This is a genomic window from Polynucleobacter sp. AP-Melu-500A-A1, from assembly GCF_018882125.1.
Classification (GTDB): Bacteria; Pseudomonadota; Gammaproteobacteria; order Burkholderiales; family Burkholderiaceae; genus Polynucleobacter.
The window spans coordinates 219,400-240,693 of sequence record NZ_JACVOZ010000001.1 but is presented as its reverse complement, the minus strand read 5'-3'; the positions used below and the strand labels follow the sequence as shown (position 1 = coordinate 240,693).

Below are 21,294 nucleotides of genomic sequence, written 5' to 3'. Positions count from 1 at the left end.
ATGACTACTGCTACAAGCGGACAAATTAATGTCAATGCGCCAGATTACGTAAAAAATAAGCGCTTAATTGATTGGGTTGGCGAGATTGCTGCTTTGACTAAACCTGATCACATCCGTTGGTGTGACGGTTCTCAAGCTGAATATGACGAATTCTGCGAACTACTAGTACAAGCGGGTGTATTTAAGCGCTTAAACCCCGCTAAGCGTAAAAATTCATTCTTGGCCCTCTCTGATCCAGAAGATGTGGCCCGCGTTGAAGATCGAACCTTTATTTGCTCTGCTAAAAAAGAAGATGCAGGACCAACCAATAACTGGGTTGAGCCAAGCGAAATGCGCGCTACATTGCAGCCACTATTTGATGGTTGCATGCGCGGTAGAACAATGTATGTAGTGCCATTCTCAATGGGCCCAATCGGCTCTCCAATCGCACACATTGGTGTTGAGCTATCAGATAGCCCATATGTTGCAATTAACATGCGCTTGATGACCCGCATGGGCAAAGCAGTTGTGGACCAGCTTGGTACGAATGGCGAATTTGTTCCTTGTATTCATACTGTAGGTAAGCCATTGGCTGCAGGTGAAAAAGATGTTGCATGGCCAAACAATAAGAACAAGTACATCGTTCATTACCCACAAACCCGTGAGATCTGGTCTTTTGGCTCAGGCTATGGCGGCAACGCATTGCTGGGTAAAAAGTGCTTTGCCTTACGCATTGCTTCCAACATGGGGCGCGAGCAAGGTTGGCTAGCAGAACATATGTTGATCTTGGGCGTGACATCACCTGCTGGCAAGAAATACCATATCGCAGCCGCGTTCCCATCTGCTTGTGGCAAAACAAACTTCTCCATGATGATTCCTCCAAAAGGGTTTGATGGCTGGAAGGTCACTACTATTGGCGACGATATTGCATGGATCAAGCCTCGCAAAGACCCGGTTACTGGCAAAACCCGCCTGTTTGCTATTAACCCAGAATCTGGTTACTTCGGCGTGGCGCCTGGCACAAACCGTCAAACCAATCAAAACTGTATCGACTCTTTGAACCAAGATGTGATTTTCACGAACGTTGGGCTAGCTGACGATGGTGATGTTTGGTGGGAAGGTTTGACTGAAACACCCCCAGCACATTTGATCGATTGGCAAGGAAAAGACTGGACTCCTGCAGATGGCGCAGCCGGCCGTAAAGCTGCGCATCCAAATTCACGATTCACCGTTGCTGCTACCAACAACCCTGCGGTTGATCCTAAGTGGGATGATCCAGACGGTGTTCCTATTGATGCGTTCTTGTTTGGTGGGCGTCGTTCAAATACCGTGCCTTTGGTTAGCGAAGCGCGTGATTGGGTTGAAGGCGTCTACATGGCCGCAACTTTAGGCTCTGAAACCACCGCAGCAATTACTGGCCAAATTGGCGTAGTGCGTCGCGATCCATTTGCGATGATTGCATTTGCTGGCTACAACATGAGTGATTACTTTCAACATTGGCTTAACGTCGGCAAGAAGTTAGAGGCTGATGGCGCTGTACTACCTAAGATCTATTGTGTCAATTGGTTCCGCAAAGATGAAAATGGTAAGTTTGTATGGCCTGGCTTTGGCGAGAATATGCGCGTTCTTTCTTGGATCCTAGAGCGCGCAGAAGGTAAAGCAAGCGGCAAAGAAACTCCTTTTGGTATTACTCCAGAATATAGTGATATGCACTGGGGCGGTCTTGATTACTCTATTGAGAAATTTACTAAGGCGATTACAGTCGGAATTGATGACTGGAAAAATGAGCTGAAGTTACACACAGAGTTGTTTGATCACCTTGGCGATCGTTTGCCAAAAGAGATGAAAGAGACTCGCGCAAAAATCGAACAACGTTTGAACGCTTAAGTTTCATTTAGCACTAAACGATTTATCTAGATTCAGTTATATGACCAAACCCCAACACCATGAAATAGTGGTGATTGGGGCAGGCATCTGCGGAGCAACGATTGCCAATGAGTTGCTCGAGCGCGGCAAAACAGTTTGTATTGTCGATGCTGCATCTTCCCCTGCAAGCGCTTGCTCAAGCCATCCTTACGCTATCGCACACCCCCATATAGGTAAAGGCTCTCCGCGTCTATTACGCTTAACGCGCATTGCATTTTTATTGGCTGAGGGTCGTTGGGGTGCCGTGTGGAATCAACATGGAATCTTTCAGCCTACTAAAAAAGATAAAGTATTTGATAGAGCAGAAATTGCCAATTACCTTGCCTCTATAGGCCTTGATGAAAGATTGGCACAGCCCTTAAGTGCAGTAGAGGCAAAAGAAGTTTGTGGAATTACACAAAGCGGCGTTTGGTTGGCACGAGGCGCATCCTTAAATCTATTTGAGGCCACAAACCAGGCGTTAAAAAATCACGATCTTCTGACTTGTGTTTGGAATGCGCGGATTACACGACTAGAAAATCGTGATGGCCAATGGCTTCTATTGAATGAAAATAATGTGGCTATTTTGTCTGCAGATAAGTTAGTAATTGCTGCGGCAATGGATAGTAAAGCCTTGATGAGCAGCATTGGCATTAGAGTGCCCTTGAAGCCAGTGCGCGGACAATTGAGTATTTTTTCTGTCGACAAGAATGATCCTTGGGTAGAAAAATTACCAAGGGTTGGAATTTCAGGAGATGGCTACTGCCTTCCAGCAGAGCAGCAGATGGATGGTAGCTATCGTTGGATTGTGGGATCGAGTTTTGATGAGGGGGAGGATGACCTATCCCCTCGAGAGCTTAGCGATGACTTCAATCGTGAGCAGGCAAGAGGTTTAGTGAATTATGCGCAGGGTAAATCTTCAGGCTTACAAAAAGGTGGCAACTTTGTTGGAGTGCGCTGTGTAGCAGGAGACCGCTTGCCTATGATGGGAGCATTGCTCCAGCGACCAGGAATTTATTTGGCCACTGCGCTCGGCTCTAGAGGGGTTCTCTGGTCAGCTCTGGCAGCAAAGCTGATCAGCGCTCAAGTGCTAGATGAAGATTTGGCTTTGCTCACCCGCTTTGGTTTAGCTGCTGATTTGGTTGCGGCACTCGCCCCCGCTCGTTTTTTTGCGGGAGCCTTAGCGGCGCCCTCAGCTTTAGGCGCTTTGGCTTCAAACTCAAAACCTGTTTTTCCTTCTGCACCTAAAACTAAATAAGCCTTAAAGCCACGGCCAGTTCGGTTTGACTTAAAGTTGGTCAATAAGTCTGTTCTGCCCTCTTTGAGTAACTTCTGAATTTGTTCAGGAGAAATCTCTTGCTGCAGAACCACCTTGCCAGTTTTAAAGTCACACGATTTGTTAGGTCCAGTATTGTTTTCACATAGATAGCGCATGCCATCTTCATAGACTGCGCCCGAACATTTTGGACAAACCCCTAATGCAAGACGCCCTGTGAAATCAATCGCCTCAGTTTCTTCTTCTTGAGTGTTGCCAAAGTCAAACTCAAGCTTAAAGCCAGCATTAGGATAGTCGGCATCATCTTCTGGAATTTCAGATAATTTGATGATAGCGGCAAATGGACGACCTATTTTGCTGCGAAATCCTTGCAGGGGCCCAATCGTTTTTTCACGCAATAACTCTTCTACTTCAGGATATTCAAATGCACGACCACCAGGGGTTTTGCTAATAGTAAAACCGCATTTCTCGCAGGCAAAGCGACGATAGTTTTCTTTGACCGAACCCTTGCAGTGTGGGCAAGGCGTTGACAAGGTTGTGTAGTCGCCGGGAATGGTGTCACTGTCATATTCCTTTGCGCGCTTGACGATGCGCTGAGTCATCTGCGCAATCTCTTGCATAAAAGTGTCGCGATTCATCTTGCCTTGCTCAATCAAGGACAGTTTATTTTCCCAGTTGCCCGTTAGGTCAGGGCGAGTAAGCTCTTCTACATCTAGGCCCCGCAGCAATGTCATTAACTGAAAAGCTTTAGCAGTAGGAATGAGTTCACGAGCCTCGCGCACCATGTATCTTTCTGCCAGCAGGCCCTCAATAATTGCCGCGCGCGTAGCTGGAGTTCCAAGACCTTTTTCTGCCATTGCTTCACGCATCTCATCATCATCAACCCACTTGCCTGCGCTTTCCATTGCGGAGAGCAATGTTGCCTCGGTGTAGCGAGCAGGTGGTTTAGTTTTTAATGGCACAGCAGCGATAGATTCTGTTTGAACGGTTTCGCCCTCTTGAACCGGAACCAGTTCGTCATCAGCCTGATTAGATCTGCCATAGACGGTTAGCCAACCTGGATTGACAAGGACGCGCCCCTCAGTTTTAAAGTGGTGTCCAGAGGCCTCGGTGATACGAGTAGTAACGCGAAATTCGGCAGCTGGATAAAAGACCGCCAAGAAGCGTCGTACCACTAAGTCATAGAGCTTGAACTCCGGCTCACTCAAATTCTTTGGGGTTTCTAGCGTTGGAATAATCGCAAAGTGATCAGAAATTTTTGAGTTATCAAAGATGCGCTTATTGGGTTTTATCCAACCATAACCCGCCTTCGCTTTTGGATCCTTCGGATCACCTTGAAGGATTTGCTTAGCAAATAGTCGATAGTCTTGTGAATGCGCTGCCAGGTTTTCCATGGTTTGCTTCACGGTATCTAAATAATCCTCAGGTAATGCTTTTGCATCGGTACGAGGGTAGGTCAATACTTTGTGGCGTTCATAGAGGGCTTGTGCCAAGCCCAAGGTATTTTTTGCAGAAAAGCCAAAACGCGCATTCGCTTCGCGTTGCAAACTGGTTAAGTCAAATAGTTGTGGCGCCAACTGTGTTGCCGGCTTAGCCTCCTCAGTTACTGTTGCCTTTTTGTCGCGACAGGCAGCAACAATACTTTGTGCAGCAGCTTCGCTCCAGAGGCGATTTTCTCGTGCGTCAGGCTCAGTCACATCCTTTTTAAACTTAGGGTCAAACCAGCGCCCTTCATAGATGCCGGCTGATGCAATGAATTCTGCTTTTACTTCCCAGTAATCTTTTGAAACAAACTTTCGAATCAATTCTTCGCGCTCAACCACAATGGAAAGGGTTGGTGTTTGTACGCGACCTACTGTGGTTAGGAAAAAGCCACCGCTCTTGCTGTTAAAGGCCGTCATGGCGCGAGTACCATTAATGCCTACAAGCCAGTCTGCTTCAGAGCGACAACGTGCAGCGTCAGCTAGGGGTTTCATTTCAACATCAGAGCGAAGGTTTGCAAAGCCATCTCGAATAGCGGCTGGGGTCATTGACTGCAACCAGAGTCTTTGGATGGATTGCGATGCTTTGGCATGTTGTGCAATCAATCGAAAAATTAATTCGCCTTCACGTCCCGCGTCACAGGCATTAATTAATGAAGTAACGTCTTTGCGCTTAATCAGTCTTTGCAGAACCTTTAGACGCGATTCAGTTTTCACGATAGGACGTAAATCAAAGTAAGGGGGTACAACTGGCAAATTAGCAAATGACCACTTGCCTCGTTTAACGTCAAATTCTTCGGGAGCGGCGATTTCTAATAGATGGCCAACAGCAGAAGAAATAACAAAGCCATCGCTTTCAAAATAATCCTCATGCTTTGTAAATCCGCCCAGTGCTTTGGCGATGTCATTAGCAACCGAGGGTTTCTCGGCAATGATCAGCGCCTTTGGGTGATCCACAGTTGAAGTTTTGGAACTGCTTTTGGTAGATGCTTTAGCCACGCGTTTGCCTAAATTTGAGTCTGAAATGATGTTTTTAATAGCGAAAAAGGTGGATCAATTTAAACCAACTGGGGCTTTGATCCCTTCTTCACCCCTTTTTTATTATTAACCGATAAATTAAGAAAAGTCCAAAATGGCGCTATTGCAAGCTTTTGTTAATTCCCAATCCTCAACAGTTTTTTTCATTAAACCCCCTTAAAAGCACTTTAAATAGGGTTTTTTCTAAAAATTGAGCTCTTCAAGAACATCTTTTGGGGAGCATGCCAGCTTAGCCCCTTGCTGGATAAGTTTGTGGCAACCACCAGAAAGGGGATTATTAATAGCGCCTGGAAGGGCAAAAACCTCCCTTCCTAGCTCTGCCGCAAGACGTGCAGTGATGAGTGAGCCAGATTTTTCTGCGGCTTCTATGACCACTACGCCTATAGCCAGGGCTGCAATGAGGCGATTTCGCTTGGGAAAGTGGAAACGTTTAGGTCCTGCTCCCAAAGGGAGTTCTGAAATCAACAGACCCTGTTTGCTGATGGCCTTAGCAAGTCCCATATGCTCCCTGGGGTAGGTGATATCAAGACCTGTCCCACAAACGGCCAATGTTAAGTGCCCCTTCCCAAGCCCTATAGTGGCTTGATGCGCAGCCCCATCTATGCCTCGAGCAAGTCCTGAAATGATCAGAAAGCCCGCCCTTGAAAGCGCTTGCGCGAAGAGAGCGGCATTATGTAATCCACCGCTGCTGGCTGCGCGTGAGCCAACAATGGCAATCATGGGCATCTTTAATAAGCGGGCATTCCCTTGGATGAAGAGCTTACTCGGAGGGTCATATAAGTCATTTAGACGGGCGGGATATTGACTATCCTCCCGCTTGATTTGTAGGATGGGGTCGATAGATAGGTTTTGCATAAAATGATTTTGACTTCCAGAAAAATAGTGACAATCAGCACGAGCAGATTAGTCTGTTGGATAATTCCTACATGGCCTCATTAACCGTTCTTTGCTATCCCGACCCACGCTTGCATAAGGTTGCTAAACCAGTGACGCAAGTAGACTCACGTATTAAAAAAATTGTGGCTGATATGGCTGACACCATGTATGAGGCGCCCGGCGTTGGTTTGGCTGCAACCCAAGTTGACATTCATGAGCGCATTGTGGTGATTGACGTGTCGGAGGAGCAAGATGAATTGATGGTGTTTATCAACCCAGAAATTATTTGGGCCAGCCCAGAAAAAAAATCGTGGCGCGAAGGGTGTCTTTCTGTTCCAGAGTTTTACGATGAGGTAGAGAGGCCAGACCAAGTCAAGGTGAGAGCTCTGGACATCAATGGCACAGAATTTGAGATCGAGGCAGATGGCCTTTTGGCAGTGTGTATCCAGCATGAGCTTGATCATCTTCAAGGAAAAGTATTTGTTGAATACTTATCCATGCTCAAGCGCACCCGTATTTCACAAAAGTTAAAAAAGCGCACCAAAGAATTATTGGGCGAGCGCTAAGCGCCCCATGAAAATTGTCTTTGCTGGAACGCCACAATTTGCTGCGCAAGCTATGCGTGCAATTCATAATGCTGGTCATGAAATTGTGCTTGCCTTAACGCAGCCCGACCGTCGTGCGGGCAGGGGCATGCATTTCCAGACTAGCCCGGTAAAAGAATTTGCGCTGGAAAATAATATTCCTGTATTGCAGCCTCAAACTCTGAAGCGCAATAATCCAGACCCACAAAAACAATTGGAGGCAGAAGCTGCTTATCAACAGTTATCGGCAATAGACTTTGATGCAATGGTGGTAGTTGCTTACGGGCTGATTTTGCCGCAAGAGATTTTAGATGTCGCGCAGCGTCCCAAGCGGCATGGGAGTTTTAATATACATGCTTCTTTATTGCCTCGATGGCGCGGTGCGGCGCCCATTCAGAGAGCGATAGAGTCGGGCGATCCAAAAACAGGCGTCTGTATTATGAAGATGGATGCTGGTCTAGATACTGGCGATACGGTGCTTATAGAGGCGCTCGAGATTGCACCCGATGAAACCGGTGCAACACTAAATGATCGATTATCAGCATTAGGAGCCAAGCTTATTGTGGAAGCATTAAATACATTAGGTCAAAAAAAAGGGCTAACCCGCACGCCACAAAACACCAATGGCATTACTTATGCAGAAAAAATACTCAAAAGTGAAGCCGAGATAGATTGGACATTAAGCGCCCAGGAAATTGATTGCAGAATTCGTGCATTTAATCCTTTCCCCGGGGCGACAGGTACGGTCAACGATACCCCTTTAAAGTGCTGGAATTCTCGTATTCCTGCTCCAGGCCTTTATAGCGAGAACGGACATATTGGTGAAGTGTTGGGATTTAGCGAGGCGGGAGCCTTTATTCAATGTGGAAAAGGTGTGATTGAGATTTTAGAAATGCAAAGACCTGGTGGAAAAAAAATGAGCGCAACAATGTGTTTACAAACACTTTTGAACCAAGAAAAAGTTTTACGCTTTCTGGCAATCACCCAGAGCAAGTCCATTTGACCGATCAAAGCAAACTCCTCAGCCTGCCTCTTTCTGAAGCCATTACGATTGCTGCTCAGGCCGTAGGAGAAGTATTGAACGGAAGATCATTAACAGAAGTTTTAGATCAACTTGAGGCACATGAACGCCCCATTGTTCAGAGTTTAAGTTTTGATGCATTACGCAAGTGGGTGCGTTCACATGAGCTGATTAAAGAGTTCATCCCCAAGCCACCGCCACCAGAGGTAGAGCATTTATTAAGCGTTGCCATTGCACTATTTTTGCAGGGTAATGAAGATGGTAATCACTATGCTGCGCATACCATCGTGGATCAGGCCGTAAAGGCTTGCAGTGAATACGACAAGACAATGTATGCCAAAGGCTTAGTAAACGCAGTCTTGCGCAAGGTAAGTTTGACAGTACAACACTCTGAGGGCGAAAACCCATATCCACCCGATCCTATTCCAATGTTTGTACCTGCCTGGTGGCGGGCCAATCTCAAACAAAATTATCCAAAGCAGTGGCAGTCAATATTGTTTGACCAAGCCAAGCGTGCAGCATTAATTTTGCGAGTGAACCCAAAACAATATTCGCGCGATGAATATCAAGCTTTACTGCGTGAGTCTGGTATTTCATCTGCAGCAGTAGATGAGCTTGCCGGCGTGCAACTCCCTGCCGCATTGTTATTGAGTAAGCCCGTTCCCGTGGGAGAGTTGCCTGGTTTCTACACGGGCGCGGTATCCGTGCAAGATGCTGGGGCGCAGTTGGCTGCCTTATTGTTAAATCCGCAGTCCGGTGAGCAAATTTTAGATGCCTGCGCAGCTCCAGGCGGTAAGACAGCACACCTACTAGAGCTGGCTGATTGCAAGATGGTAGCGCTGGAGTTGGATCAGCAGCGCCTTGGAAAAATTGGTGGAAATTTAGATCGCTTGCGTTTACAGGAAGGTGACATTCGTATATTGCAGGGCGATGCCTCTAAAGCCCGGTGGTGGGACGGTCTTGCTTTTGACAAAATATTGCTCGATGCTCCTTGCTCTGCCTCGGGAATTGTTGCCAGGCACCCCGATATCCCTTTCTTGAGGCGCGCAGCAGACATTCAGTCTTTGCAACAAAAACAACGTGCCATCTTGAATCAAGCCTGGACGATGCTTAAGCCAGGGGGGCTAATGCTCTATGTCACCTGCTCTATCTTCCCGGAGGAGGGCGAGGAGCAGGCCCAATGGTTTGCTGCAGGGCATGGCAATGCGTTACGATTAGACGCTCCAGGGCAGATTTTGCCCTCAGCAGTTAATGACGGGTTTTTCTATGCCTTGTTTAAGAAAAATGGACCATGAGCCACAGAATTAAACAATTTACCTTTTTCTGTTTGATGCTATTAAGTATTCTTACGACTACAGCTCATGCAGAAGGAATCAAAATTAAATCCTTTGAGCTAGAAAAGGTAGAAGGGGATTGGCTATTAAATGCCTCCTTTCAGATTGAGTTGGCACCAGGCTTAGAGGATGCCGTACAAAAAGGGGTGGTCTTATATTTCCAAACAGAGTTTGAATTAACCCGTGGACGTTGGTATTGGTTTGAAGAAAAGTCAGTAATAGCCCAACGACAAACACGCCTTTCATATCAGCCACTGACACAGCAATATCGCATTGCTTCAGAGGGCTTTACATTTTCTGCCCCAACAATTTCTGAAGCCCTACAAGCAGTAGGAAGTGTTGGTGGTTGGCGAGTAATTGACAGCTCTCAGCTTGATCAAAACAAACTCTATCAGGCTTCCCTGCGCATGAGCTTAGATCTGAGTAAGTTACCAAAACCGTTTCAAGTCAATGCATTGAATAATCGTGATTGGAGCGTATCTAGCGACTGGTACCGCTTTCCGTTTTCTCCCACCGGCCCCAATTTGATTAAGCGATGAGACTATTTAAGCTCGATTTTCTAGCATCAAAGTCTTGGAGAAAAAAAGCTATTCCTATTGCGATTGGGATGATCGGTGTCTTTGCTCTACTGCTTTTAGTGTTGCTTTTCCTTGCGTCTTCAAATACACAGTTTTTTGAAGATTACTTTATTTGGCTTTATGCCGCCAATGTATTTATTGGCATTTGTTTGGCGCTAGTCATATTCACGCTAGTTGGCGTAATTGCCGTCCGTTGGCATCGTGGACATTTCGGTACGCGTTTAATTACTAAGCTAGCGATGATCTTTGCCCTAGTAGGAGTGGTCCCCGGCTTAATCTTGTATGGCGTTTCTTTGCAATTCGTGTCCCGCAGTATTGAAACTTGGTTTGACGTCAAGGTGGAATCTGCGCTAGAGGCAGGTCTAGAGCTAGGCCGCGCTACCTTAAGTAGCTCTTTGCTTGAGCTTCAAGATCAGGGGCGAATTGTGATTGATCAAATTCGCGTCACCCCCAATCAATCAAGTTCAGCCGGATTAACCTTATTGCTTTCACGCATGCGCGATCAATTTGGCATTCAAGAAATTACTATTTACGATAGTCATCAAACCGTAGTTGCCTCAGCCTCCTCAGGTGCCCTATTAAAGCAATCGCCTGCACCCAGTTCCGAGATGATGAATCAAGCATCTAAAGTTGGTGGCATCAAATTCATTGATGAGCCTTCTGCCACCAATGAATCACAACAATATCAATTACGGGTGATCTTACCGCTGGTCAAAGAAGGGGCGGCTAGTGGCCGAGGATTTGGGTTCAATACACAGTACCAAAAAGAGCTCTGGTATTTACAGTTAGTAAAAATTGTTCCAGAAGGGATCACTAAAAACAGCCTTGCAGTCCAGGCTGCCTATAGCGACTACCAAGAAAAATCCTTGGGGCGCTCAGGTTTACGAAAAATGTTTGTTGGTACGCTTACGCTGACTTTGTTCTTTGCAGTATTTGTCGCAATCACATTGGCCCTTGCTTTAGGTAGTCAGCTGGCGCGCCCCCTATTGATGTTATTAAAAGGGACTCAAGCAGTTGCGCAAGGTGATTTGTCGCCTAAGCCAGAGCTGGATACTGGCGACGAACTTGGAATGCTCACGAGACAATTTAATGTGATGACCAGGCAGCTTGCAGATACCCGAACTTCTTTACAAGAATCTAAATCCTTTTTGGAGACAGTGCTAGGTAATTTAACTGCCGGCGTATGTATTTTTGATAAAGACTACAACGTAATTTCTAGCAACGCAGGAGCAGACCGAATTTTTGGTCAAGACCTTACGAGTCTGGGCGGCCTGCCCTTAAGCCATAGTCCTGCTCTTCTAGAGTTTGAGGAAGCCATCAAGGGTGGCTTTGCCACTATCAAACTCAACGTTACTGGGGACAGCTCAGAAAAGGCCAGCAAGACTGACGGAGTACAAACTAGTGGGCCGGTTTGGCAAAAGCAAATTCAATTGCATGCCACTAATGAATATGAGAATGAGTTAGGCGTGACTTTGTTTGTGCGTGGTACAGGGTTGACTGCAGACTTACGAATGGTGGTCTTTGACGATATTACAGATGTGGTCACAGCTCAACGATCCATAGCGTGGAGCGAGGTGGCACGACGTTTGGCGCACGAGATTAAAAACCCATTGACACCGATTCAACTTTCGGCAGAAAGGCTGCAACATAAGCTAGCTGGTAAGTTAAGTCCCGAGCAAGAGGAGATGATCAATCGGAGTACAGAAACTATCATCGGCCAAGTGCAGGCTATGAAGGAAATGGTCAATGATTTCAGAGATTTTGCAAAGACACCAAGCCCACAACTCAGGCCCATCTCAATTAATAGCCTCACTAAAGACATACTGGGTTTGTATGAGGGCAGCCCAATTCAATCTGAGTTGGATCCGGAATGTCCAGATATCATGGGTGATCCTACACAATTGCGACAGGTAATTCACAATTTGCTGCAAAATGCACATGATGCTACCTTAGAAGGGGCAAATCATGATGCCCCAGTTAAAGTAAAGACAGAAATAGTTCGCTATGGCGAGCAAAGTGGACAAGTACAAAATGCAGTGCGCTTAACAATAAGTGATAGTGGAACTGGTTTTCCAGCTAAGATATTGGCAAGAGCATTTGAGCCTTATGTAACAACCAAGAGTAAGGGCACAGGATTGGGTTTGGCAGTGGTTAAAAAAATTATTGAAGATCACTCTGCCAAAATCGAAATACGAAACCGTATGCAGGGAGAGAACGTGGTTGGTGCTCAAGTATCAGTACTGTTTATGAATCTAGCAAAAGAGGCAGCCTAAGCATGGCCAGTATTTTGGTTGTTGATGACGAGATGGGAATTCGGGAGCTTCTCAATGAGATTCTTACCGATGAGGGGCACACTGTGTATGCAGCTGAAAGCGCAGTGCAAGCTAGGACTATTCGCGAACAAATGCGCCCCGATCTCGTATTACTAGACATTTGGATGCCAGAGACGGACGGCATTACTTTGCTGAAAGAGTGGTCTAAAACCGGCCAACTTACGATGCCAGTAGTAATGATGTCCGGTCATGCCACGATCGATACTGCTGTTGAGGCTACTCGCATTGGCGCTCTTAATTTCTTAGAAAAACCGATTGCACTTCAAAAGCTTCTTAAAACCGTCAACAAGGCTTTGGAGCTTTCGCCAAAATACATTGAGCCAAACGAAGAAAAAATAGTTCAATCAAATGCTAGCGTTTCACTAAAGTCAGCAGCAACCGAAGCCCCCAATCAAGCGCCCCCTGATGGCGAATACATTAGCGGCATTGCCAAAACCTATTTCGATCTTCCGTTGCGAGAAGCGCGCGATCTATTTGAGAAGGCCTACTTTGAGCATCAGATGCAAATGATGGGCGGTAGCATGACCAAAATTTCTGATTACACTGGTCTTGAGCGCACCCATTTATATCGCAAACTTAAAGCGCTAGGAATTGATACCTCGCGTAACAAAGGCGAAAGCTAGGGATATTTTCCTTTGCAGAGCAAAAGCTTGAGGCGCTAGGATGAAGGGTCAAAACAGTTGGATCCTGAACCCTTGGCTGAGAAACTTCATCTTCACACACTCGGATGTTTTGTAAAATCCAATGAATCATGAATTCAAACGAAACTAATCAGTCAATTACTTTGGCGGAGTATTACTTTCGAAATAATAATTACCCATTTGCTTCAGCAATACTCAAAAAAATTATTGAAGTAGATTTTTCTAACTCAAAAGCCAATGAACTGTTGGCATATGTTGAGTCAAACCAGGGAAACCATGAGCTAGCGCATCAACTTTTAATGAGAGCTTGCCAAGGTAAGCAGGCATCAGCAAATGCATTTTATTATCTGGGCAGTTCTTTTCTTAAAAAAAACCAGTTCCAAGAGGCAAAAGATTGTTTTACTAAAGCCTTAGATAAGGCAGGCGATTTTTTTGAAGGGCTACATGATTTAGCGACCGCATGTGCTAGCTTGGGGGAAAAAGAAGACGCCTTACTTTGGTATCAAAAAGCACTTATATTAAAAAATGATTCATATGAGGTTTTTTATAATCTCGGCAAAATTTTTGACACCCTAAAGTATCACGACAAAGCTCTAGATGCGTATGAGCATGCCATCAAGCTGAAGCCTGATTTTGCAGAAGCGTGGTTTAACAAGGGGTGCGCCCTAAATGATTTGAAGCGTTATCCCGAAGCAATTGAGGCTTTTAGAAAGGCTATTAATATTCAGCCCGAGACAATCTCTGATTGGGATTATGGGGGAATGTTATTCGCATTAACGACGACATGTAGTTGGGCTGATCTTAGTAAGAATGAAGACCTTATCCAAGGATTGCTAAGGCACAAAAAAGGCTTTAACCCCTTTTTCTCCCTCGCATTTATTGACGATCCTGTTTTTCATAAACAAGAGGCGCTAAGCTTTGTTCAAGATAAATTTCATCAAAAAGATGGCCTTGGCAAACTGCCTCGACGAAGTAAAAAAGATAAGATTCGCATTGGATATTTTTCGGCAGATTTTCATAACCATGCCACAGCTTATCTCATCGCCGAGATGCTCGAGTTGCATGATAAGGAGCGCTATGAAATACATGCCTTCTCATTTGGTCCCGATGTTTGCGATGCAATGCGTCAACGATGCGTCAGTGCCGTAGATCATTTCCATGACGTGACAAAGCTTTCTGATGAAGCCATTGCTAAATTAGCAAGAGACCTTGAAGTTGATATTGCAATCGATCTTAAGGGACACACGCAAGATGGGCGCATGGGAATCTTTGCATTAAGGGCTGCGCCTATTCAAATCGGCTACCTTGGTTATCCAGGTACTAGTGGAGCTGACTATATAGACTATTTGGTGGCCGACCCCATACTCATCCCCGATGCCAACCAAATTTTTTACACTGAGAAGATCATCTTTTTGCCCAATAGCTATCAAGCTAATGACTCTAAGAGGGCAATATCAAAAAAAATGTTTACAAAAACTGAACTAGGATTGCCTGAAAAAGGATTCATTTTTTGTTGCTTTAATGCTAGCTACAAGATAAGCCCATCAACGTTTGATGGCTGGTGCAGGATATTGAAAAAAGTAGAGGGAAGTGTTCTTTGGTTATTTGAAGGAAACCCTACTGCTAAAGAAAACCTCATTAAAGAGGCAGCGACTCGGGGCATAGAGAGTCATCGATTAGTGTTTTCTGGACATATAGAAAATTCAGAGCATCTTGCACGTCAATCTCTTGCCGATTTATTTCTAGATACCTTTCCTTACAATGCCCACACCACCTCAAGCGATGCTCTTTGGGCGGGATTGCCAGTCCTCACCTTGGCGGGACAATCTTTTGCAAGCAGAGTGTCTGCAAGCCTGCTTACCGCGATTGGGTTGCCAGAGCTTATTACGCAAACCCAAGAAGAGTATGAGAACTTGGCTATTGAGTTGGCAACTAATAGCGAAAAACTTTCTGGCATTAAAAATCAACTGAAGGCCAATCTTTTAACAGAGCCTTTGTTCAACACTCAATTATTTACTCGACATCTAGAGGCAGCATATGCCCAGGCGTATCAAAGATATCAGGACAATTTAAGCCTAGGTAATATTTATGTAAAACTCTAATTATGGGCTACTAAATACCCATTTAGTAGCCATCTAATTAAGCTCATGGGGCTTTTACTGTAGCGATAGGGTTTCAATTAAACCCCCAACCATTTCTAGTTTAGGTATATTCCCAGTATTTAGAATTTATAAAAAAGTTAAGGAGTGATGATGTTTCGCTTTACCAATCAAGCGTTGCGTATCAAGTTTATTTTCATCTCTTTTACATCTTTGCTTTGCTTGGCTGTCTTATTGAGCATTTCCAATAATGCGCATTCACAAAATAAGCCAAGCATCCCATCAATCCAAGAGTTAGAAGAGCTGAGTAAAAGTGCTTTTGAGCGGATTAATCAGCGTCGGGCTGAAGTTGGCTTGCCAGCCTTTAAATTCAATAAAAACTTGCAAGCTTCCGCTGCAGCGCATGCAAATTATATTGTGACAAATAATTCGCTTGGTCTAGAAATGCACAATGAAACTGCTGGTAAAGATGGCTTTACTGGAATCATTCCGTCTGACCGAATGAAGAGAGCCGGGTACGTTACAAATGGCACTGCTGAGAATATTGCGATGACGAACTATCCTGACGGCGCTCTATCTACTGATAACTTAATTGCCGCTCCCTTTCACCGTCAGGCTGAATTTTCAAGTTATGTAGAAGCGGGGGACGCAATGCGGGTTCAACAAGCAAGTCCTGGCTCAATGAATAATTTTGATTATGTTTATGTTATTAATTTTGGCAATCCTGGGGCCAGTGATATTCAAAAAAATATTATTGTGTACCCCGCTCCAAATCAAAAAAGTGCGCCAATAGATTGGATTGTGAATGAAGTGCCCAGTCCGTGGCCGCAAATGGACGGCAAGCGTGTTGGTTATCCAATTAGTATTGGTGTAGGCCCCTTAGTTACCTTAACCGTACAGTCCTTCTCACTTATCGTAGTTAATGGGAATGGCATTCCAATTGAAGGTAAATTAGTTACTTCAGAAGGAGGCAAAATAATGAAGAATTTTGCGTTTTGGATTCCATTAAATCCGCTGGAATTCGATACCGTATACCAGGCGCGTGTTATCGGCACAATAAATGGCAAGGCTATGGACCAAAAATGGCAATTTACTACTTTAGCAAATGTCCCATTAGCGCTCACATCATCATCCACTTCATTGTCAGCAGAGCCTGGATCTACCGTAAAAGTTCAAATAAGTGGCGGAACTAATAACGAATACAAGATTGATGAGATTGCCCAGTCCTGGTCATCCAAAGGAGCGCTAAATAAAAAAGATGTTGATTTTCTTAAGGTTGCTCACCCAAAACCAGATACTGCTGTAATTTATCGTGGTGAAACCCCATGCTCAGGAGACTTTAGTGCATGTACTGTTAGGGTATCAGGCTCAGACTCATCAGGAAAAAAAGTTAGTATTAATTTGTCTGTGAAGTAACTCAATCCCCGCTCCACGAAACCCTCAGAGGGCTCATAAATCAACCGCAATAGGATTAAGCCGGCGTATCCCGCTTCAATCTTCAGAGGACCTCTAAGACTTGAGGTACAGCAAACTTAGTCTCAAGCGATTTTCCAGCCTAAAACACAGTTTCATTTATAATTCCCAGTCTTGGCCTGGTAGCTCAGTCGGTAGAGCAGAGGATTGAAAATCCTTGTGTCGGTGGTTCGATTCCGCCCCGGGCCACCAAGAATCACAAGGTACGTACCGGACACATGCTTTACGTCCGGTACCGACCACATGGTTTACACATTTACCAATCACATCCCCAATACTTTGGGACCAAATGGGTTTTCTAGGGCTTGTACCCTTGAAGACTCCATATCAAAGTAAGCCATATCGTAATCCATAAAGCTCACTAACCACACGTCTTCTTCGACTTGTCGCAGGCCCACGTCATGACCAGCGAACACAGTACTAAAGTGAATCTTCTTGCCATCAAGACAGATGCGCCCACAGTTGGTCACGGTCACTGTTTTGTCGTGGAAGGGGTAACTGACATCTGGCAACCCTTCATATTTTCGACTTGATGGGGTATAGAGCTGCGCAGGTTTTTTCATCTCCAAGGCTTGATGGGGTCGCTCAAAGTTGTACTCATAGATAAAGTCTTCGAACTTATCTTGTTGTTGCAACATCGTTTTGGCTGGGGGTTTAGTAGTCGCTTGCTTGAGTGTTAAATGCATGCGTTCATGCCGACCATTTTGCTGGGGATTACCGGGCTTAATGCGCTCAATGCCAATACCTAAGCGTAACCACCACACTGACAAACTGCTCAGGCCATAAAGCGCATTAGCGCAGGCAAACGGCACCCCATTGTCTGAGCGGATACTGCCCGGCAGCCCATACTCCTTAAAGAGTTGCTCAAAGACCGTAAAGGCTCCGGCTTCTTTGGTACTCTCTAAGCCCTCACAACAAATCAAAAAGCGCGAGGCATAGTCGGTGACCGTTAAAGGATAACAATACTGCTTATTGCCGAGCATAAACTCCCCTTTGTAATCCACGCACCATAGGGCATTAGGGGATTGCGTATTGCTTAATGCGGTACCTTCAAGCTTGCCATACCGGCGCCGTTTCTTTTTGACTAAACCATGGCGATCCAGAACTGCGTGCACCGTACTCTTAGCGGGCAGTGCCAACTCAGGATAGTGGGTGTGGATGCGGTCGCGCAGTTTAGGAGCACCCCAGGTGGGGAACTCTTTTTTCAGATTCACGATCAATTGCTCGACCTGGAAGGGCAAGCGGTTGGCTTGCCGAAAGGGTCGTCTACTGCGATCCGTAAAGGCTTCTAAACCACTGTCTTTATAGCGATCAATGATCTTATGGCCAGTGACTCTGGAGATTCCGAACTCCTGGCACAGGGTAGTAATTTTCTCGCCATCGAGGTAACGAGACACAAAACGTAGCTTTTCATCCATCTTCGTACTTTCATTCCACGGCATAGAGTGGTCCCTCCTATGCCAAAAACTGTAAAGTATGTGTCCGGTATAAAGTGTTAACTATGTGTCGAGTCGTACAAATAATGCCCTGCTTCGTGCGGGGCATTTTCTTTTAGTCGGGTGGATGAGATGGTCACTTGACAAAGCGTACGCTTTTGCGTACTCTATTGAAAAGGAGTGAAATCATGACCACATTAACCGCAAGTGAAGCTCGAGCAGGTCTCTACCGTTTAATTGATCAAGCGGCAGAGTCACACAAGCCAGTAGTCATTTCTGGTAAGCGAGCAAATGCTGTTTTAGTTTCTGAAGAAGACTGGAGCGCTATCCAAGAAACCTTATATCTATTAGCAGTTCCAGGAATGCGTGAGTCAATTAAAGAGTCAATGGCTGAGCCTATTACTAAAAGTAAAAGGGCATTGAAGTGGTGACTTGGAATTTAGCTTATTCCAAATATGCCATTAAGGATGCTAAAAAACTATCTGCCGCAGGCCTTAAAGATAAAGCTCAGGCTTTACTGGATATTTTAGAAGTAGACCCTCTCCAAAATCCGCCGCCTTATGAGAAGTTAGTTGGTGATCTAAAGGGGGCTTACTCACGCAGAATTAATATCCAACATCGCTTAGTTTATGAAATTTTGCGCAAGGAGAAGACGGTTCGAGTCTTAAGAATGTGGACTCACTACGAATGAAGTGGGCATTAGCCTAAAGCAGAGTCAAGCACCCCCAGGCCCTGGTTCGATTCCGCCCCGGGCCATCTAGCAACTGAATAGCTCACTTGTTGGGCTATTTTCTTTTTGGGCATTGCAGGGTTAGGCACCATCGGCCTCGGATATCCTGATTAAGAATCGTCCTTTAAAAGGACATATTCATTAGACATCTTTGTACTGGCCATGTCGTTTTAAACGACATCATTTGTCACAATTGTGAAATATATTTCCATATAATTGGAAATATGAAAAACACTCAAGCCATTTCGGCATTCCTCGCTCTGGGGCAAGAAACCCGCTTAAATGTATTTCGCCTCATTGTTCAGCGCGGAGATATTGGCTTAACGCCAAGTGAAATTATTGAAAAACTGGGCATTCCTAATGCCACACTGAGCTTTCACTTAAAAGATTTAGTTGATGCCGAACTCTTATTGGTGGAGCGCCAAAGTCGTCATTTGATCTATCGCCCTAATGCTGAACAAGTTCAAAAATTAAGTGAATTTTTATTAGAAAACTGCTGTGATGGCAAGTCTTGTATTTCCATTAAATCTGTGAAGAAGGTAAAAGCCAAATGAAGCAATACAACATTCTCTTTTTGTGTACTCACAACTCAGCCCGATCAGTATTGGGTGAGGCGTTAGCTTCTACCCATCCTAGCGGATTATTTGTTGGGTATTCAGCAGGCTCTAGTCCTGGCACTTTAGTTAATCCATTTGCGGCAGAGTTGACCAAAGAAATAGGCTACGATCAAAGTAAGTTGAGAAGTAAAAGCTGGGACGAATACGGCTTGCCCGATGCGCCTAAGATGGATTTCATTATTACCGTTTGTGACAATGCGGCTGGTGAGGTATGCCCATTCTGGCCTGGTAATCCAGCAACAGCACATTGGGGATTTCCTGACCCATCACAAGTTCAGGGCTCTGACGAAGACAAGAGAAGAGCATTTAAAGATGTGATGATTGGGCTTAAAAAGCGTATTGATCTTTTAGCGGACATGCCTTTAGAAACTTTAGATTCAATGAGCTTAAAAGAAATTCATACAAAAGCATGAGAAGTTATGTAAGTGAGTTTGTAGGCACAGCTTTGCTATTAGCAATAGTGGCAGGCTCAGGCTTTATGGGTGAATCATTGGGTGCTGGTAATGCCGCAGTCGCTTTATTGGGAAACAGCATTGCTACAGGAGCAGGTTTATATGCCTTGATTACTTTGTTGGGGCCTATCTCAGGGGCTCATTTCAATCCCGTAGTTACTTTGATGTTTTGGAAGTTAGGGCATCTAGATCTCAAGAAGATGTGGGGTTATTGGGCATGCCAATTTGCGGGAGCTATTTGTGGAATATGGCTTACACACTTGATGTTTAGCTTACCAATTATTCAAGAATCAACTAAGGTCAGAACTGGTTTGGGAATTTGGGCGAGTGAATTCATATCAACTCTCGTATTGCTCGCAGTAATTCATATTGGCGATAAAGAAGCTAAAGATCGAGTGCCAATGCTTGTAGCCTTGACCGTTACGGCTGGCTATTGGTTTACCTCTTCCACCTTCTTTGCTAATCCTGCCGTTGCTTTAGCAAGAAGCTTCACAAACACATTTGTAGGTATCGCTCCTGGGGATGTATTGGGTTTCGTAATAGCTGAAGTATTAGCAGCCATAGTAATGGTTGGATTATTTTGTCGCTCTAAAAAATTACCCTGAAATAGAGTCAGGCATCCTAGGCCCTGGTCGATTCTGTCCCGTCCACTAAACTTTAAGGAGCCTTGCTTTATCTGGGGAATTTTTTATATTGATGCTGACTTATCGTTTAAAACAACATCAACAGATTTACTCTTCTAATAAACTTCTTAGCATCCAAGCAGTTTTCTCATGAATGTCTTGTCGTTGAGTGAGTAGGTCAGCAGTGGGTTGGTCATTTGCTTTTTCAACCAATGGGAAAAGTTTGCGAGCAGTTTTTGCTGTTGCTTCTTGTGCTTTAACCAGATGCTTAACCATATCCATTGCCTTTGGCACCCCCTCAACCTCTTTTATCGAGGCGAGCTTAGCAAATTCTTTATAAGTCCCTGGAGCTGGCTCCCCGAGCGCCCTGATACGCTCAGCTATCAGATCAAGCGCCGCCCATTGCTCGGTATATTGAGTCATGAACATGGTGTGAAGCGTATTAAACATGGGACCCTTCACATTCCAATGAAAGTTATGAGTCATCAAATATAGGGAGTAGCTGTCAGCCAGAAGTTCTGATAATCCTTTGGTAATGGCTTTTCGATCTTTTTCGCTAATCCCAATATCTATTTTTGTGCTCATATCATGCCCTTGCTTTTTAGATGAATTTATCCAACTATTATGTACCATTCTATAGCTAAAAGATGTGTTGTTGTTGGCTTGCTTGTAGAGCTATTTTCATTCATGGCTTTGCAAAGTTAGGCGCCATTGGTCTCGGATATCCACATCAAGAATTGTATTTAGTCCAAATGTCTGGCTATCAATGGCTATCAAGAATCCAAATAGCTCAGTTATTCGGCTATTTTTCCAATTTC

At 44.9% G+C, this 21,294-nt stretch carries 18 protein-coding genes, 1 tRNA gene and 1 pseudogene; 16 read left to right on the top strand and 4 right to left on the bottom strand.

Annotated elements, in window-relative coordinates; translation table 11 throughout:
• Both ICN38_RS01280 and mnmC read left to right on the top strand, forming a co-directional pair.
• The gene (locus ICN38_RS01280; RefSeq protein ID WP_216254125.1) at positions 1-1,866 is read left to right on the top strand and encodes a phosphoenolpyruvate carboxykinase (GTP); all 1,866 of its coding nucleotides are present in this window, start codon (positions 1-3) and stop codon (positions 1,864-1,866) included.
• Positions 1,867-1,906: 40 nt separating this feature from the next.
• Positions 1,907-2,908 (top strand): annotated as a pseudogene (gene mnmC, locus ICN38_RS11505) (FAD-dependent 5-carboxymethylaminomethyl-2-thiouridine(34) oxidoreductase MnmC); the annotation flags it as partial.
• A gap of 59 nt (positions 2,909-2,967) precedes the next feature.
• Here mnmC and ICN38_RS01275 read toward each other — a convergent pair.
• Both ICN38_RS01275 and dprA read right to left on the bottom strand, forming a co-directional pair.
• Positions 2,968-5,640: a DNA topoisomerase III gene (locus ICN38_RS01275; RefSeq protein WP_370624347.1), complete on the bottom strand. Its 2,673-nt coding sequence runs from the start codon at positions 5,638-5,640 to the stop codon at positions 2,968-2,970.
• Between the two features lie 222 nt (positions 5,641-5,862).
• Positions 5,863-6,534 (bottom strand): DNA-processing protein DprA, encoded by a 672-nt coding sequence (gene dprA / locus ICN38_RS01270; protein ID WP_216254122.1) that lies wholly within the window; start codon positions 6,532-6,534, stop codon positions 5,863-5,865.
• A 71-nt stretch (positions 6,535-6,605) separates the two neighbouring features.
• Between dprA and def the strand changes: the two genes are divergently transcribed.
• The 9 genes from def (at position 6,606) to ICN38_RS01225 (ending at position 16,810) form a co-directional block, all read left to right on the top strand.
• Positions 6,606-7,121 carry a peptide deformylase gene (gene def, locus ICN38_RS01265; protein ID WP_216254119.1) on the top strand — a complete coding sequence of 172 codons (516 nt, stop codon included), beginning with the start codon at positions 6,606-6,608 and terminating at the stop codon, positions 7,119-7,121.
• Positions 7,122-7,128: 7 nt separating this feature from the next.
• Positions 7,129-8,142 (top strand): methionyl-tRNA formyltransferase, encoded by a 1,014-nt coding sequence (gene fmt, locus ICN38_RS01260; protein WP_216254114.1) that lies wholly within the window; start codon positions 7,129-7,131, stop codon positions 8,140-8,142.
• Entirely contained in the window at positions 8,070-9,455 is a 1,386-nt protein-coding gene (gene rsmB / locus ICN38_RS01255) for a 16S rRNA (cytosine(967)-C(5))-methyltransferase RsmB (protein ID WP_370624346.1), read from the top strand. Before fmt ends, rsmB begins: the two co-directional genes overlap by 73 nt.
• Complete coding sequence (locus ICN38_RS01250) at positions 9,452-10,033, top strand: DUF4390 domain-containing protein (RefSeq protein WP_255562661.1); 582 nt, start codon at positions 9,452-9,454, stop codon at positions 10,031-10,033. The genes rsmB and ICN38_RS01250 overlap by 4 nt, the downstream gene beginning before the upstream one ends.
• Positions 10,030-12,345: an ATP-binding protein gene (locus tag ICN38_RS01245; protein ID WP_216254111.1), complete on the top strand. Its 2,316-nt coding sequence runs from the start codon at positions 10,030-10,032 to the stop codon at positions 12,343-12,345. Before ICN38_RS01250 ends, ICN38_RS01245 begins: the two co-directional genes overlap by 4 nt.
• Before the next feature lie 2 nt (positions 12,346-12,347).
• The gene (locus ICN38_RS01240) at positions 12,348-13,028 is read left to right on the top strand and encodes a response regulator (RefSeq protein WP_216254109.1); all 681 of its coding nucleotides are present in this window, start codon (positions 12,348-12,350) and stop codon (positions 13,026-13,028) included.
• 128 nt (positions 13,029-13,156) lie between these two features.
• Positions 13,157-15,148: a glycosyltransferase family 41 protein gene (locus ICN38_RS01235; protein ID WP_216254106.1), complete on the top strand. Its 1,992-nt coding sequence runs from the start codon at positions 13,157-13,159 to the stop codon at positions 15,146-15,148.
• A 150-nt stretch (positions 15,149-15,298) separates the two neighbouring features.
• The gene (locus tag ICN38_RS01230) at positions 15,299-16,561 is read left to right on the top strand and encodes a CAP domain-containing protein (protein ID WP_216254102.1); all 1,263 of its coding nucleotides are present in this window, start codon (positions 15,299-15,301) and stop codon (positions 16,559-16,561) included.
• Between the two features lie 173 nt (positions 16,562-16,734).
• Positions 16,735-16,810, top strand: a tRNA-Phe gene (locus ICN38_RS01225).
• A 71-nt stretch (positions 16,811-16,881) separates the two neighbouring features.
• Here the strand turns inward: ICN38_RS01225 and ICN38_RS01220 are convergent.
• Positions 16,882-18,060, bottom strand: a complete 1,179-nt coding sequence (locus ICN38_RS01220; RefSeq protein WP_216254100.1) for an integrase core domain-containing protein — start codon at positions 18,058-18,060, stop codon at positions 16,882-16,884.
• A gap of 182 nt (positions 18,061-18,242) precedes the next feature.
• On the opposite strand from ICN38_RS01220, the gene ICN38_RS01215 reads away from it, so the two are divergent.
• The 5 genes from ICN38_RS01215 (at position 18,243) to ICN38_RS01195 (ending at position 20,458) form a co-directional block, all read left to right on the top strand.
• Positions 18,243-18,485 (top strand): type II toxin-antitoxin system Phd/YefM family antitoxin, encoded by a 243-nt coding sequence (locus ICN38_RS01215; protein ID WP_216254097.1) that lies wholly within the window; start codon positions 18,243-18,245, stop codon positions 18,483-18,485.
• Positions 18,479-18,745, top strand: a complete 267-nt coding sequence (locus ICN38_RS01210; RefSeq protein WP_370624345.1) for a Txe/YoeB family addiction module toxin — start codon at positions 18,479-18,481, stop codon at positions 18,743-18,745. The genes ICN38_RS01215 and ICN38_RS01210 overlap by 7 nt, the downstream gene beginning before the upstream one ends.
• A 263-nt stretch (positions 18,746-19,008) precedes the next feature.
• Positions 19,009-19,338, top strand: a complete 330-nt coding sequence (locus ICN38_RS01205) for a helix-turn-helix transcriptional regulator (protein WP_216254092.1) — start codon at positions 19,009-19,011, stop codon at positions 19,336-19,338.
• A complete protein-coding gene (locus ICN38_RS01200) occupies positions 19,335-19,814 on the top strand; it encodes an arsenate reductase ArsC (protein WP_216254089.1) in 480 nt (159 codons plus the stop codon). Before ICN38_RS01205 ends, ICN38_RS01200 begins: the two co-directional genes overlap by 4 nt.
• A complete protein-coding gene (locus tag ICN38_RS01195; RefSeq protein WP_216254086.1) occupies positions 19,811-20,458 on the top strand; it encodes an MIP/aquaporin family protein in 648 nt (215 codons plus the stop codon). Before ICN38_RS01200 ends, ICN38_RS01195 begins: the two co-directional genes overlap by 4 nt.
• 126 nt (positions 20,459-20,584) lie before the next feature.
• On the opposite strand, the gene ICN38_RS01190 is transcribed toward ICN38_RS01195, so the two are convergent.
• Positions 20,585-21,061, bottom strand: coding sequence for a Dps family protein (locus ICN38_RS01190; RefSeq protein ID WP_216254084.1), 477 nt, complete (start codon positions 21,059-21,061; stop codon positions 20,585-20,587).
• Positions 21,062-21,294 lie beyond the last annotated feature (233 nt).